The sequence below is a fragment of the Stenotrophomonas sp. STK17_22 genome, assembly GCF_051983905.1.
GTDB lineage: Bacteria > Pseudomonadota > Gammaproteobacteria > Xanthomonadales > Xanthomonadaceae > Stenotrophomonas > Stenotrophomonas maltophilia_A.
This window is the reverse complement of record NZ_CP197010.1, coordinates 1,254,175-1,268,361: the sequence shown is the minus strand read 5'-3', so window position 1 is coordinate 1,268,361 and position 14,187 is coordinate 1,254,175. Positions and strand designations below refer to the sequence as shown.

General features: G+C 66.4%; 9 protein-coding genes. 5 read left to right on the top strand and 4 right to left on the bottom strand.

The window, feature by feature from the left end; all coding sequences use genetic code 11:
• Positions 1–62 precede the first annotated feature (62 nt).
• Positions 63–2,141: an alpha/beta hydrolase family protein gene (locus tag ACSYS9_RS05735; protein WP_071227759.1), complete on the bottom strand. Its 2,079-nt coding sequence runs from the start codon at positions 2,139–2,141 to the stop codon at positions 63–65.
• 213 nt (positions 2,142–2,354) lie between these two features.
• Positions 2,355–4,319 (bottom strand): OPT family oligopeptide transporter, encoded by a 1,965-nt coding sequence (locus ACSYS9_RS05730; RefSeq protein WP_032127608.1) that lies wholly within the window; start codon positions 4,317–4,319, stop codon positions 2,355–2,357.
• Positions 4,320–4,519: 200 nt separating this feature from the next.
• Between ACSYS9_RS05730 and ACSYS9_RS05725 the strand changes: the two genes are divergently transcribed.
• Positions 4,520–5,668: a DUF1624 domain-containing protein gene (locus tag ACSYS9_RS05725; protein WP_071227760.1), complete on the top strand. Its 1,149-nt coding sequence runs from the start codon at positions 4,520–4,522 to the stop codon at positions 5,666–5,668.
• 79 nt (positions 5,669–5,747) lie between these two features.
• Positions 5,748–7,502 carry a peptide MFS transporter gene (locus tag ACSYS9_RS05720; RefSeq protein ID WP_071227761.1) on the top strand — a complete coding sequence of 585 codons (1,755 nt, stop codon included), beginning with the start codon at positions 5,748–5,750 and terminating at the stop codon, positions 7,500–7,502.
• 58 nt (positions 7,503–7,560) lie between these two features.
• Here the strand turns inward: ACSYS9_RS05720 and ACSYS9_RS05715 are convergent, their stop codons facing one another.
• Together ACSYS9_RS05715 and ACSYS9_RS05710 are read right to left on the bottom strand one after the other, a co-directional pair.
• A complete protein-coding gene (locus ACSYS9_RS05715; RefSeq protein WP_071227762.1) occupies positions 7,561–9,543 on the bottom strand; it encodes an alpha/beta hydrolase family protein in 1,983 nt (660 codons plus the stop codon).
• A 167-nt stretch (positions 9,544–9,710) separates the two neighbouring features.
• Positions 9,711–10,346, bottom strand: coding sequence for a LysE/ArgO family amino acid transporter (locus ACSYS9_RS05710; protein WP_005408523.1), 636 nt, complete (start codon positions 10,344–10,346; stop codon positions 9,711–9,713).
• Positions 10,347–10,484: 138 nt separating this feature from the next.
• Between ACSYS9_RS05710 and ACSYS9_RS05705 the strand changes: the two genes are divergently transcribed.
• From ACSYS9_RS05705 to mqo, 3 genes are all read left to right on the top strand, one after another.
• Positions 10,485–11,390 (top strand): LysR family transcriptional regulator ArgP, encoded by a 906-nt coding sequence (locus tag ACSYS9_RS05705; RefSeq protein WP_071227763.1) that lies wholly within the window; start codon positions 10,485–10,487, stop codon positions 11,388–11,390.
• Positions 11,391–11,572: 182 nt separating this feature from the next.
• Entirely contained in the window at positions 11,573–12,019 is a 447-nt protein-coding gene (locus ACSYS9_RS05700; RefSeq protein ID WP_071227764.1) for a GNAT family N-acetyltransferase, read from the top strand.
• A gap of 227 nt (positions 12,020–12,246) precedes the next feature.
• Positions 12,247–13,947 carry a malate dehydrogenase (quinone) gene (gene mqo, locus ACSYS9_RS05695; protein ID WP_071227765.1) on the top strand — a complete coding sequence of 567 codons (1,701 nt, stop codon included), beginning with the start codon at positions 12,247–12,249 and terminating at the stop codon, positions 13,945–13,947.
• The last annotated feature ends 240 nt before the right edge of the window (positions 13,948–14,187 follow it).

The following is a 14,187-nucleotide window of genomic DNA, read 5'->3' as shown; positions in this document are numbered from 1 at the left end:
CCCCCACCGGTAAAGCAGATGGCGAAACAAAAGCGCCGCCCCGAAGGGCGGCGCTGCAGTCATCAGTTGCCGATGTGCTGCTTCAGCCAGGCATTGACGGTGTCGTGCCACAGGATGCTGTTGTTCGGCTTCAGCACCCAGTGGTTTTCATCCGGGAAGTACAGGAACTTCGATTCGATGCCCTGGCGCTGGGCAGCGGTGAACGCGGCCAGGCCCTGCTCGACCGGAATGCGGAAGTCCTGCTGGCCGTGGATGACCAGGATCGGCTTCTTCCAGTCCGCCACGTGGTTGACCGGGTTGAACTTTTCGTAGTTCGCCGCCTTCTGGTACGGCGTACCGCCCTGCTCCCACTCGGTGAACCACAGTTCTTCGGTGGCGTAGCCCATCATGCGCTGGTCGAACACGCCGTCATGGTTGACCAGGCACTTGAACGGGCCGTTCCAGTTGCCGGCGATCCAGTTGACCATGAAGCCGCCGTAGCTGGCGCCCAGCGCACAGGCCTTGTCACCGTTGAGGAAGGAATACTTCTTCAACGCCGCATCCCAGCCCTTCTGCAGGTCTTCCAGCGGGCGGTCGCCCCAGTGCTGGCTGATCGCATCGGTGAAGGCCTGGCCATAGCCGGTGGAGCCGTGGAAGTCGATCATCACCACGGCGTAGCCCTGGCCCGCATAGGTCTGCGGATTCCAGCGGTAGCTCCAGCCATTGCCGAAGCTGCCCTGCGGGCCACCGTGGATCAGGAACGCGACCGGGTACGACTTGCCTTCCTGGTAGTTGTGCGGCTTGACCACATAGCCGTGCACGGTGTCGTTGTTCCAGCCCTTGAACTCGAACTGTTCGTAGTCACCGAAGCTGACGTCCTTGAGCACGTCGCCAGCGGCCGGGGTCAGCGCGCGCAGCTCGCCGATGGCTTCGCCGGCGGCCGGCAGCAGGCCGACCAGCACCTGGTCGTTGCTCTTCAGGCTGTTGCGGGTGATCGCCACGCTGGTGCCGGCCACGTCCACCGAGGTAACGCTGCCGTCGCCGATCAGCTTGGTGGCCTTGCCGCTGGCCACGTCGATCTGGAACAGCGGGTGCTCGCCGAGGTCATCGGCGGTGGTGTAGATGCTGGAGCCGTCGGCGGACAGGGTGATGCCGCCCGCCGAGCGATCCCACTGCGGGGCGATCTCGCGGGTCTTGCCGCTGGCCAGGTCCATCGCCATCAGGCCGAAGCGGTCGGCCTCGAAGCCCGGGCGCTTCATCGCACGGTAGAACAGGGTCTTGCCGTCGGCACTGAACACCGGGCCGGCATCCCAGGCCGGATTGGAGGCGGTCAGGTTGACTGGCGCCTGCTTGCCCGCAGCGTCGAAGCGGTACAGGTCGAAGTTGGTCGACCACGGCTCCTGCTTGCCGGCCACGCGGATGCTGGCCACCACGCTGGCGCCATCCGGCGACCACGCGAAATCGTCATTGCCACCGAACGGCTTGGACGGTGCATCGCCGTCGATGGTCGCGCTCAGCGCCGAGGCGCCCTTGACCGCCCCGGCCTTGGCTGCCGGCAGCGGTGCCACGAACAGGGTGTTGCGGCGGCCGTCGTTCCAGGTATCCCAGTGGCGCACGAACAGCGAATCCCACACCTGGCCGCTGGCCTTGGCGTCCTTCTTTTCCTTCAGCTTCTTCTCGGTGCATGCCAGATCCGAGGCACAGGCCTGGAACACGCCGGCACTGAACAGCACGCGGTCGTCCTGCGGTGACACGTGGTAGCTGTCAACGTCCACCGGGAAGTCGGTCAGCTGACGCGGGGTGCCGCCGTTGATCGGCTGCGCGTACAGCTGCTGGCTGCCGTTCTTGGCACTGAGGAAATAAACGGTCTGGCCATCGGCCGACAGCGACGCGGAATTGACGCTCCAGCCAGCCGGGGTGATCTGCTTCGGCGGAGCGGCGTCACGCGTGCGCAGGTTGCGCGCGAACAGCGCGGTGGAGGCCTTCAGGTTGGCGTCCACGCTGCGCTTGGCGAACACCACAGTGCCACCGTCCGTGGTCAGTACCGGCGCGGAGACGCGGTCCATGGCCACCATGTCGCGGACTTCCAGGCCACGGGCAGCGGCAACGCTGGGCAGGGCAGCCAGCAGGCTCAGTGGCAGCAGGGCATGACGCAGTTTCATCGGGGTCTCCGCAGGACGGCAAAAAACCGATGGTAGGCCCGTGCGGCCGGGGCTGCCAAGGCCATCGGTCATGGCTGCCCGCGGGGTTGGCCCCGCCGCCAGAAAAAGCAAACCGCGCCGTAGCGCGGTTTGCGGTAGTGCCGGCCGCTGGCCGGCAACCAGGGGTATCACGGGATTCCGGGATTGCCGGCCAGCGGCCGGCACTACCCGTCCCTACGCCTTGGTGTACTTGCCGGTGCGGTAAATCAGCCAGCCCACCAGGAACAGCACGGCCAGGCCGATCCACTGCGCGCCCGGCAGGTGGAACGGCACGGCCAGCACGTCGGCGCGGCTGCTGACCACGATCGGAATCGCGATGGCGATGCCCATCAGTGCCTCACCGGTGATCAGGCCCGCAGCGAACAGCACGCCCGGCTTGTGCACGCGGTCGCGGCCTTCTTCGTCATCGGCGCGCACCTTGTGGAAGCGCTCGACCAGGTGGGCGATCAGGCCGCCGAGGAAGATCGGCACCATCAGCTCCAGCGGCAGGTAGATGCCGATGGCGGCGGCCAGCACCGGCACGCGGAAGCGTGCGTTGCGCGACTTCAGCCAGCTGTCGAAGGCAATGATGGCGGCACCGACCACGGCACCGATGCCGATGAAGGTCCACGGCAGTTCGCCGCCGAACAGGCCCTTGGCCACCGAGGCCATCAGGTTTGCCTGCGGCGCAGCCAGCGCGTTCGGGTGCAGCTCGGACTTCACGCCGATGCCGTAGGCGGTGGCCAGCAGGTTCAGCACTGGGGCCATGATCAGCGCACACGAGAAGGCACCGATGCCCAGCATCAGCTGCTGCTTCCACGGGGTGGCACCTACGATATAGCCGGCCTTGAGGTCCTGCAGGTTGTCACCGCCAACCGCTGCGGCGCAGCACACCACCGCGCCGATCATGATCGCCGCCACCGCGCCCAGCGGCGCACCGCCGGCACCGACCGGCTTGAGGCCATCGGCGCCCAGCAGCACCACCAGCACGGCCGAGGCGAACAGGATGGTGGAGATGGTGATGCCCGACACCGGGTTGTTGGACGAACCGATCAAGCCGGCCAGGTAGGCCGAGACCGACACGAACAGGAAGCCGGCAACGATCATGATGATGGTCATCGGGATCGACACGTGCCACTGGCCGACGATGGCCTGGTACAGGGCCAGCAGCGGCAGCACGAAGACCACCAGGGCCACCAGCATCCACTTCATCGGCAGGTCGCGCTCGGTGTGCGCCAGCACCGGGCCACCGCTCTTGCGGGCGGCGGCAAAGCCGCTCTTGACGCCATTGAGCAGCGACTTGCGCAGCGAGATCAGGGTCCAGATGCCGCCGATCAGCATTGCGCCGACACCCAGGTAACGCATCTTCGCGCCCCAGATGGCGAACGCCGCTTCGGTGGAGGATGCCGTGGCGACCGACGCGGCCAGTGCCGGATCGGTGTTCATGAAGAACGCCTGGTAGATCGGAATGGCGATGTGCCAGGTCAGGATCGAGCCGGACACGACCACGATGCCGACGTTGAGGCCGACGATGTAGCCCACGCCCAGCAGTGCCGGCGACAGGTTGGTACCGATGAAGGCGGTGACCTTGGAGCTGCCGACGTAGGCCGAGGTGGCCCAGGCGTCGGGAATCAGGCGCATGCCGCTTTCCGCGGCCAGCTTGACGAAGGCACCGATGACTGCCGACAGGCCGAGGATCTTCAGGCCCGGGCCCGGGTTCTCACCAGCCTTGAGCACTTCGGCCGCAGCCTTGCCTTCCGGGAACGGAAGCGGGTCTTCAACGATCATCGAACGGCGCAGCGGCACCGAGAACAGCACGCCCAGCAGGCCACCGAGGCCGGCGATGCCCAGCACCCACCAGTACTTGAAGTCCGGCCAGTAGCCCATGATCACCAGCGCCGGGATGGTGAAGATCACACCGGCGGCGATCGACGAACCGGCCGAGGCGCCGGTCTGCACGATGTTGTTTTCAAGGATGGAGCCACCGCCCAGCAGGCGCAGCACGCCCATGGAAATCACCGCGGCGGGAATGGCGGTGGCGATGGTCAGGCCTGCGAACAGACCGAGGTAGGCGTTTGCGGCCGACAGCACCACCGCCAGCACGATGGCCAGGGCCACTGCGCGGAAGGTGAGCTGCTTGGGCGCAGCGTCGTGGTTCATGGAAGCCCCTGCTGGCAAAAAATCCCTGCCACGCTAGCGTTCAGGGCAGATCAAGTCCAGCGTGCCAAAGGATGGGGGCGTGTGCTGCAGCGCAATGGGCCAGTACGTGGACCGGCAATCGACCGACCCGGCAAAGTCCGGCTGGGCGCGAAGCAAATGATATGTTATATCTTAATGCTACCTTGCTGTTACTGCATCGCATGCCCCCTTCCCCCTCCCCTCGCCTGGCCTCCATCGACCAGCTGCGCGGCACCGTGATGCTGTTGATGTTGCTGGACCACGTGCGCGAGACCTTCTTCCTGCAGCATCAGGTAAGCGACCCGATGGACGCATCGACGGTCTCCCCTGCGCTGTTCGCCTGCCGTCTGCTGGCCCACCTGTGTGCGCCCGTGTTCGTCCTGTTGACCGGGCTGTCGGCCTGGTTGTACGGCCAGCGCCAGGCGGATCCGCGCCGGGCCACAGCCACGTTCCTGCTCAAGCGCGGGCTGTTCCTGGTGGTGCTGGAACTGACCCTGGTGAACTTCGCCTGGACCTTCCAGCTGCCGCCGGAAACGCTGTACCTGCAGGTGATCTGGGCCATCGGGCTGAGCATGATCGCGCTGGCCGGCCTTCTGTGGCTGCCGCGCCTGGCCCTGCTGGTGCTGGCAGTCGCGGTGGTGGCCGGGCACAACCTGTTGGACGGCGTGCGAGTGGAAGGCCACGGTCTGCTGGCGATGCTGTGGAAAGTGCTGCACCAGCGCGACTGGATCGAGACCGGCGCGCTGCGCCTGCGCACTTCCTACCCGGTGCTGCCGTGGATCGGGGTAATCGCGCTGGGCTACCTGATGGGGCCGTGGTTCGCCCGCGACCGCGACCCGGCGCAACGCCAGCGCTGGCTGCTGTGCGCAGGCGTCGGCGCGCTGGCCCTGTTCGCCCTGCTGCGGTTCGCCAACCAGTACGGGGATGCACCGTGGCAGTACCAGACCAGCACGCTGCGCACCTGGATGAGCGTGTTCAACATCACCAAGTACCCGCCGTCACTGCAGTTCCTGCTGTTGACGCTGGGCGTGGGACTGTTGCTGCTGCGCCTGTACGAATGGCCGCCACTGGCGCGCGCGCTGCGCCCGCTGGCCGATGTCGGCGCCGCGCCGATGTTCTTCTACCTGCTGCACCTGTATGTGCTGAAGGGGCTGTACCTGGCCGCGCTGGCGATCTGGGGGCCGACACACGGTGATCTGTACGCACTGGATTCGGTGGCCGGCCTGCTGCTGGTGGCCTGTGCGCTGGCGGTGGTGCTGTACCCGCCGACGCGGGCGTTCGCGCGGTTCAAGGCGCGACGGCGCGATCTGGCGTGGTTGCGGTACCTGTGATCGCCCAGGCCAGTCCGGCAATCCACGCATGGCGTGGATCTACTGAAAGCGGATCGGGCCACAGGCCTATAATTCCGCGATGAATTCCACCGCTATCGCTTCCGACGATTTCCTGGGCCATCCCAAGGGCGTCTACGTCTGCTTCTTCACCGAAATGTGGGAGCGCTTCTCCTTCTATGGCATGAAGGCGCTGCTGCTGCTGTACCTGACCAAGTACCACCTGTTTGGCGACAAGGCCGGCCTGGACCTGCTCGGTGCCTATGGCGGCCTGGTGTACTGCATCCCGGTGTTCGGCGGCATGCTGGCCGACCGCTGGCTGGGCATGCGCCGGGCGGTGCTGTTCGGCGGCATCCTGCTGGTGCTCGGCCACCTCGGCATGGCCTTCGAAGGCCACGCCGCGTATCGGGTGAACGGCGAAGTGGTGCGCGACACCTCGGCACTGGCGGTGACCTACCTGTCGCTGGCGCTGATCATCATGGGCGTCGGCTTCCTCAAGCCGAACATCTCCACCATCGTCGGCAAGCTGTACGCCAAGGACGACCCGCGCCGCGATTCGGGCTTCTCGCTGTTCTACGCCGGCATCAACCTCGGCGCGCTGTTCTCTTCGCTGGTGTGCGGCTTCCTCGGCGAGGCCTATGGCTGGAAGTACGGTTTCGGTGCGGCCGGCATCGGCATGCTGGCCGGCCTGGCGATGTTCCTGTGGGGCCAGAAGTACCTGCAGGGCCATGCCGAACCGCCGCAGCCGGCCGCGCTGAAGCAGAAGGTGCTGGGCCTGCCGCGCGAATGGCTCATCTATCTGTGCGCGATGCTCGGTGTATTGCCGGTGGCGTGGTTGATGTGGGCAGCCGGCAACGGCGCGTTCGCGCTGGGCGGTGAAATCAGCCTGGCACTGATGCTGATGCTGGTGGTGCTGGGCGGCGTGCTGGTCTGGTTCGCCTGGTTCACCGGCAGCAAGTGCACGCCGGTACAGCGCCAGCAGATGATCGCGCTGATGGTGCTGATCTTCATGGCACTGGTGTTCTTCACGATGTACGAGCAGTCGTATGGCTCGTGGGTGACCTTCACCGACCGCCTGCTGACCAAGGACATCGTGCCCTCGCTGGTGATCACCGGCGGTACGCCGCTGCCGTGGTCGATCATCTCGCTGCTGCTGGCACCGCTGGGCTTCGTGGTCAGCGCGCGCCTGTCCGAACGGCGCCCCGGCTCGACCGCACCGCGTGCGTTCTTCATCGGCATCGTTGCGCTGATGCTGGTGCTGCTGGTGCGCGACTGCCTGGTGATTCCGCAGACCGCCGGCTCGCTGACCTACCTCGGCGGCCTGTTCCTGGTGCTGCTGGCGCCGGCCTTCGCCGCACTGTGGACGTGGATGGACCGCCGCGGCTGGGAACCGGGCAAGCCGGTCAAATCGGCCTGGGGCCTGGTGATCGGCGCGCTGTCGTTCGTGCCGCTGGCATTGGCCGCACAGCAGGTCGGCGCCACCGGCGAGATGGCCAGCGTGTGGTGGCTGGTGCTGGCCTACTTCCTGCTGGCCAGCGGTGAGATGTGCCTGTCGCCGGTCGGCCTGTCGGCAGTGACCCAGCTGGCCGTGCCGCGGGTGATGAGCCTGATGATGGGCACCTGGTTCCTGGCCACCGCATTCTCGGAAACGCTGGCCGCGCTGTTCGGCAAGCTGGCCGCGATCGAGGTGCCGGAGGGCGAATCGCTGGACATGGTGGCCGCTGCCGGCGCCTATGCGCACCTGTTCTGGCTGCTGATGTGGATCGGCCTGGGCTGTGCGCTGGCCGCCTTCATCGCCGCGCCGCTGCTGAAGAAGATGATGCACGGGGTCAAGTAAGCCTGATGCAGGCGAACTCCGGGGGCGGCGGATCGATCATCCGCCGCCCCCGGCTTGTTCAGGGCGCGCTGCTCTTCTCCGCAGGTGCGGCCTGCCCGGCCACCTGGCCGCCCAGGCTGCGCGAGAGGAAGGCCAGCAACCTGCTGTAGTACGCACGTTGGTTGGCAGGGGAATAGAAACCATGCCCTTCATTCTTGACGTACAGGGTTTCCACCGGCGTGCCGGCCTTCTTCAACGCAGCTTCCATGCGTTCGCTGTGCACGATCGGCGCACGTTGATCCTGGCCACCCGCGGCCAGGAATACCGGCACCCGCACCTGCGCGGCCAGATTCACCGGGGAACGCTCTGCCAGATCCTTGGGCGATCCCAGCCAGTTCCGCAGGTAGGCCAGGCCTGACTCATCGCTCTGGATGTCTCCGCGGGCGTACATCAACGGCAGGTCGTAGATGCCGACGTAGCCGGCCGCGCACTGGTACAGGCCCGGTTCGCGCACCGCCCCCATCATCGCCGCATAGGCACCGTAACTGGCGCCATAGATGCAGATGCGGTTCTTGTCGGCCACGCCCTGTTCGATCGCCCAGCGCGTGGCATCGGTGACGTCATCCTGCATCGACAGCCCCCATTGCTTTCGCGCGGCCTGCATGTGGGCCCGGCCATAGCCGGAAGAGCCGCGGAAATTCACCTGCAGTACCGCGTAACCTGCCGCCGCCAGCATCTGTGTCTCGGTGTCATAGGCGCCCTGGTCGGCAACACCGATCGGACCTCCGTGCGGCACCACCACCATCGGCAGCGCACGGGCCTCGCGGCCATGCGGGACGGTAAGGAAGCCATGCAGCGGACGCCCATCACGCGCCGTCAGGCTGATCGGACGCACCTCCGCCGCCAGCGCGGGGTCGATCCAGTCGCTGCGGCTGATCAGGTGCCGTGCACTCTTGCCAACCGTGTCATAGAGATAGAAATCGCCCGGATTGCTGCCTGACCAGGTTTCCACCAGCACCGTCTTGCCATCGCGCGTGCTGGAGGTGATGTAGACCGCTCCGCCCAGGCCGGCTTCGAGGCTGCGGTACAGGCGAGCGTCGTCCGAGGCGTCATCGAAGAATGCCGTTCGCGGCGCACTGCCAAGGAACAGGGCCCCGACCGGCACGCGGCTGCCGGGGCGCCGGATGATGCGCGCCGGGTCGGCACTCCCATCGCGCAGCACGGTGCGTCGTTCATTGCTCTGGGGGTCCCAGCTGACAATTGCATCAGGTCCATCTGCCTGCTCGACCTGCAGGTACGCCAGGCGACCATCGGCCGAGAAGCCGAGCGGCGCCTCGATGCGCTTGCTCAGGGATTCATCATTGAGCAGGACCCAGTCGCTGTTGCTGCCCGTGCGGTAGTAGAGCTTCTGCGTGCCATCGGTAACGACAGCGCGTGCGAAACGCACCTCGCCCTGCTCATCGGTCGTGAAGTCCGCATCGGGAATGGGAGCGCGCGCCACGGCGTTGCGGCGACCGGTGATCACGTCCAGGCGCTCGACCTGCGCATGCGAACTGCCGACCAGCGGGATCACCGTCACCAGCGCGTTGCGGTCATCGTCCTTGAGTTCATCACTGAGGTAGGCGGCCACCAGGCCTGCCGGCTTGACCTTGATGTTGGTGCCCAGGCTCTGGTCGGCAACCCGGTACCCCACCAGCAGCTCGCCGCCCTTGCCGTTGGCATTGATACCGAACAGTTCGCCGGTCGGCGTCGGCCGGTCCAGCACACCGAACTTCTGTGCCATGCCCACCAGCAGCCGCTCGTTGCTGACCCAGTCGAAGGTGTGGGCGTGATCGTTGCGGGGCGGGCGGAAGCTGCCGACCATCTTCATGTCGGCAATGCGGTAGATCGCCAATGCGGTTCCCGCCTCCAGCGGAACCGTCGCGGCGATGTACTCGCCCCCTGGTGAAATCTTGATGTCGGTAAACGACTCCTGCCGCAGATAGCGATCCAGGTCCAGCGTTGCGGCCGATGCCCCACCCACAACCGCGCCCAACAGTACAGCCAGCACAATCCTGCGCATCCTTCCCCCATGGAAAACCGGACACCCTGTCCGGATGCACGATTCTAGGCACGTGACCGTTTGCCGCGCCACATCGGCAGAAAAAACGACGGCACCGTTGCCGGTGCCGTCGTTACCACTACCTTGGAGAGAGAGTCAGGACGTGGGTTCGGGGGGCGTGCGCCGGGTCAGTGGACCCCGCGCACCGCCAACGTAAGGGCCAGGATGCTGAGGATCACGGCGATGGTGCCGTCGAGCACGCGCCAGGTACTGGGCTTGGTGAACAGCGGCGCCAGCAGGCGTGCGCCCAGGCCCTGCGCGGTCAGCCACAGGCAGCTGGCAGTCACCACACCGGCGGCGAAGGCCATGCGGGCGTTGCCGAAGTTCTCGGCGATCGAGCCGATCACCATCATGTCCAGCCAGAAGTGCGGGTTGATCAGCGAGAAGCCGACCGCAGCCATCAGCACCGCGCGGCGGCTGCCGTCGTCGCTGTCAGCCTCGCCCATGCCGCCGCCACCGGCAATCGCACGGCGTGCCGACTTCATGGCGTACCAGGCCAGGAACGCCACGCCCGTCCACAGCACGGCGGTGGTCAGCCACGGCAGCGCCGAAGTGAGCGTGCGCAGGCCAGCCACGCTGGCAAAGATGAAGATCGCATCGATGGCCGCACAGGTGGCAACCACCGGCACGATGTGCTTGCGCAGGATGCCCTGGCGCAGAATGAAGGCGCTCTGGGCCCCGACCACGGCGAACAGGCCGATGCCGGTAGCTGCACCAGAGAACCAGGCACCGAGGCCGGTGCTGGCGGAGATGACCGAGAACATGGGATTCACTGCCTTTGCTTGCTTGGGGGGACGGTGCCTCGCGAAGGCGGACAGCACCGGAACGGGCGCCATTGTCGCGCCGCAACATGAAAAAGACGAGCTAAACTTCCTAAACCAACATTAGCGGAACTTAATTCGATGCGTATCGACCATGCCCAGCTGCGCGCCCTCGCCGCAGTGATCCGCGAAGGCAGCTTCGACCGCGCCGCGCAGTCGCTGAATGTCACGCCCTCAGCCATCTCGCAGCGGGTCAAGGCACTGGAGGATCGGGTCGGTCGCCTGCTGGTCAAGCGCGGCACCCCAGCCACCGCCACCGCCGAGGGCCAGGTGCTGGTGCAGCTGGCCGAGCAGACCGCCCTGCTCGAGCACGACGCCCTGCACCGGATGGGCCTGGCCGATGAGGACCTGCCGCAGGCCAGCATTCCGGTGGCGGTGAACCACGACAGCCTGGAAACCTGGTTCCCGCAGGCCGCCTCGCAGTTCGCACAGAGCACCGGCACCACCCTGGACCTGCGCGTGGAGGACCAGGACCACACCGTCGAACTGCTGCGCCAGGGCACCGTGCTGGGCGCCGTGACCACCCTGGACGAGCCGGTGCAGGGCTGCCAGATCCATGCGCTGGGCAGCATCCGCTACGCGGCGACCTGCACCCCGGAGTTCCGCGAGCGCCATTTTGCCAAGGGCGTGACCGCCCAAGCCCTGGCCACGGCACCGGTGCTGGTGTTCAACCGCAAGGATGAGATGCAGTCGCGCTTTGCCCGGCGCATGGCCGGCGACGACCTGCCCAGCACCGCGCCCACCTGGTGGATTCCCTCCACCCGCGCGTTCGTGCAGGCCAACCTGGGCGGCATGGGCTGGACCATGAATCCCCTGCCCCTGGTCAAGCGGCATCTGGACGCCGGCCGCCTGGTCTACGTACGCCAGCGCGCGTGGGAAGACGTGCCGCTGTACTGGCAGCACTGGAAGGGTGACGTCCAGACCATGGCCCTGCTGACCCGCGCCGTGCTGGATGCCTCCTCAGCGCTGGTGCGGCGCAAGCGCTGAGGCAGCGCCGCAAAAAGGGGACGGAGGGAATTAAGTCGTTTAAGGCCCATACGACATTCTGGGCAAAAACGACTTAATTCCCTCCGTCCCCTTTTTGCTCCATCCAATCTCCACGAAGTCTCCACACCGGGTCCATGCGTGATGCGGATACTGGTCGGCCGATCACTGCAAGGATGCCCTGCATGCCTGTATTCGTCCGCGATGCGCGCCCCGAAGATGCCGCCGCCTGCATCGACCTGCGCGGGCGCACCCGCGAGAACGCCTTCAGTGCCGCGCAGTTGGCGGAGCTGGGCATCACGCCGGAAAGCTGGGCGGCCGGCATCGCCCAGGGCGATTCGATCGGCCGCGTTGCCTGGGAAGGCGAACGCATGGCCGGCTACTGCTTCGCCGACCGCGACAGCGGCGAGGTGCTGGTGCTGGCCCTGCTGCCGGACTACGAAGGCCGTGGCATCGGCCGCCAGCTGCTGCAGGAGGTGGTGAGCCTGACCCGCGATGTCGGCCATGCCCGGCTGTTCCTGGCGTGCTCGGCCGACCCGCGTTCGCGCTCGCATGGCTTCTACCGGCGCCTGGGCTGGCGCCCGACCGGGGAGATCGATGAGGCCGGTGACGAGATTCTGGAGCTGGTCTGATTGAAGGCGTCGCCAGGCATGGCCTGGCGCTACTGGGGCTACGATCGCCAGGCTGGGCCCGCCGCTCACGTGACGGGGCCGCGAAACGTCGGATGCTGCGTTGCATCAAAAACGGACCGGATCCGGTTAGAATCGCGGATGGATGGCGCAAGGCGTTGTTTCTTCACGCCCTTTCCCTGCCCCACGCGCATCCTGACCCCTTCCCCTCCGCCAACGATCCCGCCCCCATGAAGAAATTTGGCAAGGCCCTGCTCGCCCTGCTCGTGCTGCTGTTGCTGGCCGCCGCGCTGTTCCTGTACTGGCCGCTGACCCAGCGCTCGGTGCCCGCCGCCAGCAACGACAAGCCCGTCGACGTTGTGCTGGTCGGCGCCGGCATCATGAGCATCACCCTGGCCACCTACCTGCAGGAACTGCAGCCGGACTGGAACATCCAGGTCTACGAACGCCTCGACGGCGTCGCCGGTGAAAGCTCCGACGGCTGGAACAACGCCGGCACGGGCCACTCGGCCTTCGCCGAACTGAACTACACCCCCGAACTGCCCGACGGCAGCATCGAGACCAAGCGCGCGGTCGGCATCGCCGAATCGTTCGAGGTCTCGCGCCAGTTCTGGTCGCACCAGGTGAAGGAAGGCCGGCTGAGCCAGCCCAGCGACTTCATCAACCCGACCCCGCACATGAGCTTCGTCTGGGGCGATGACAACATCGCCTACCTGCACAAGCGCCAGCAGGCCCTGGTGAAGAATCCGCTGTTCTACGGCATGCAGTACTCCGAGGATCCGGCACAGATCAAGCAGTGGGCACCGCTGCTGATGGAAGGCCGTGACCCGAAGCAGAAGGTTGCCGCGACCTGGATGCCGCTGGGCACCGACGTCAACTTCGGCGTGATCACCCGCCAGCTGACCGCCGGCCTGCAGCGCAGCCCGAACTTCAGCCTGCACCTCAACCACGAAGTGAGCGCGCTGCGGCAGAACGCCGACAAGAGCTGGAACGTGACGGTGAAGGACCTCAAGGCCGGCACCGAGTCCACCACCCACGCCCGCTTCGTGTTCATAGGTGCCGGTGGCGCTGCACTGAAGCTGCTGCAGATGTCCGGCATTCCGGAATCGAAGGACTACGCCGGCTTCCCGGTCGGTGGCCAGTTCCTCGCCTTCCAGGGCCAGGACGTGACCTCGCGCCATGGCGTGAAGGCCTACGGCATGGCCGAAACCGGTTCGCCGCCGATGTCGGTGCCGCACCTGGATGCGCGCAAGCTGGACGGCAAGCCGGTGGTCCTGTTCGGACCGTTCGCGCTGTACAGCACCAAGTTCCTCAAGCACGGCTCGTGGTGGGACCTGTACTCCTCGGTCACCCACAACAACGTTGGCCCGATGCTGGAAGTGGGCAAGGACAACCTGGACCTGGTGCAGTACCTGATGGCCCAGGCACGCCTGAACGATGCCGATCGCCAGGCCGAACTGGTCAAGTACTTCCCCAATGCCAAGCCGGGCGACTGGAAGCTGGTCACCGCCGGCCAGCGCGTGCAGATCATCAAGCGTGATCCGCTGAAGGGCCCGGTGCTGCAGTTCGGTACCGAGATCGTGACCGACAAGGACCACACCATCGCCGCCCTGCTCGGTGCCTCGCCGGGTGCATCGACCTCGCCGCCGATCATGCTGGACCTGATGGCCAAGGCCTTCCCGGACCAGATGAAGGCCGGCTGGGAAACCCGCCTGCGCGAGATCGTGCCGTCGTACGGGCGCAAGCTCAACGACAACGCCGCGCTGGTCAACGAGATCCGCACGCTGACCAGTCAGACCCTGCGCCTGCCGTACCTGGAGGTGCCGGTGGACGCCAATGCGGCGGCTCCGGCCCCGGCGGTAGTGCCGGCAGCCGTTCCGGCACCAGCCAAGGAAAAGCGCAACGCCAACGAGGAACTGCAGGCGCTGTAAGCCTGGCAGATTCCCTGCAGCAGACACGGACGGCCACCTTCGGGTGGCCGTTCGCGTTTGGGCCGCTCCCTGCTGCAGAAAGCGATGCCCGGCGCCGGGAATCCTATGCACAATGACGCTAATTGTAATGTTGTTAAGAATTATTTACACTTGCGCCCTGCGCAGTGACCGCGCCCCTCCCAGATGGACCTGATGTGCCCGAAGCCGCCGCCCCGGGTGCTGGACGACTGTTGCCGCCCC

Bases quoted from the DNA above. Each gene is read 5' to 3' on its own strand.
- ACSYS9_RS05735 (WP_071227759.1), bottom strand. From the start codon at position 2,141: ATGAAACTGCGTCATGCCCTGCTGCCACTGAGCCTGCTGGCTGCCCTG.
- ACSYS9_RS05730 (WP_032127608.1), bottom strand. From the start codon at position 4,319: ATGAACCACGACGCTGCGCCCAAGCAGCTCACCTTCCGCGCAGTGGCC.
- ACSYS9_RS05725 (WP_071227760.1), top strand. From the start codon at position 4,520: ATGCCCCCTTCCCCCTCCCCTCGCCTGGCCTCCATCGACCAGCTGCGC.
- ACSYS9_RS05720 (WP_071227761.1), top strand. From the start codon at position 5,748: ATGAATTCCACCGCTATCGCTTCCGACGATTTCCTGGGCCATCCCAAG.
- ACSYS9_RS05715 (WP_071227762.1), bottom strand. From the start codon at position 9,543: ATGCGCAGGATTGTGCTGGCTGTACTGTTGGGCGCGGTTGTGGGTGGG.
- ACSYS9_RS05710 (WP_005408523.1), bottom strand. From the start codon at position 10,346: ATGTTCTCGGTCATCTCCGCCAGCACCGGCCTCGGTGCCTGGTTCTCT.
- ACSYS9_RS05705 (WP_071227763.1), top strand. From the start codon at position 10,485: ATGCGTATCGACCATGCCCAGCTGCGCGCCCTCGCCGCAGTGATCCGC.
- ACSYS9_RS05700 (WP_071227764.1), top strand. From the start codon at position 11,573: ATGCCTGTATTCGTCCGCGATGCGCGCCCCGAAGATGCCGCCGCCTGC.
- mqo (WP_071227765.1), top strand. From the start codon at position 12,247: ATGAAGAAATTTGGCAAGGCCCTGCTCGCCCTGCTCGTGCTGCTGTTG.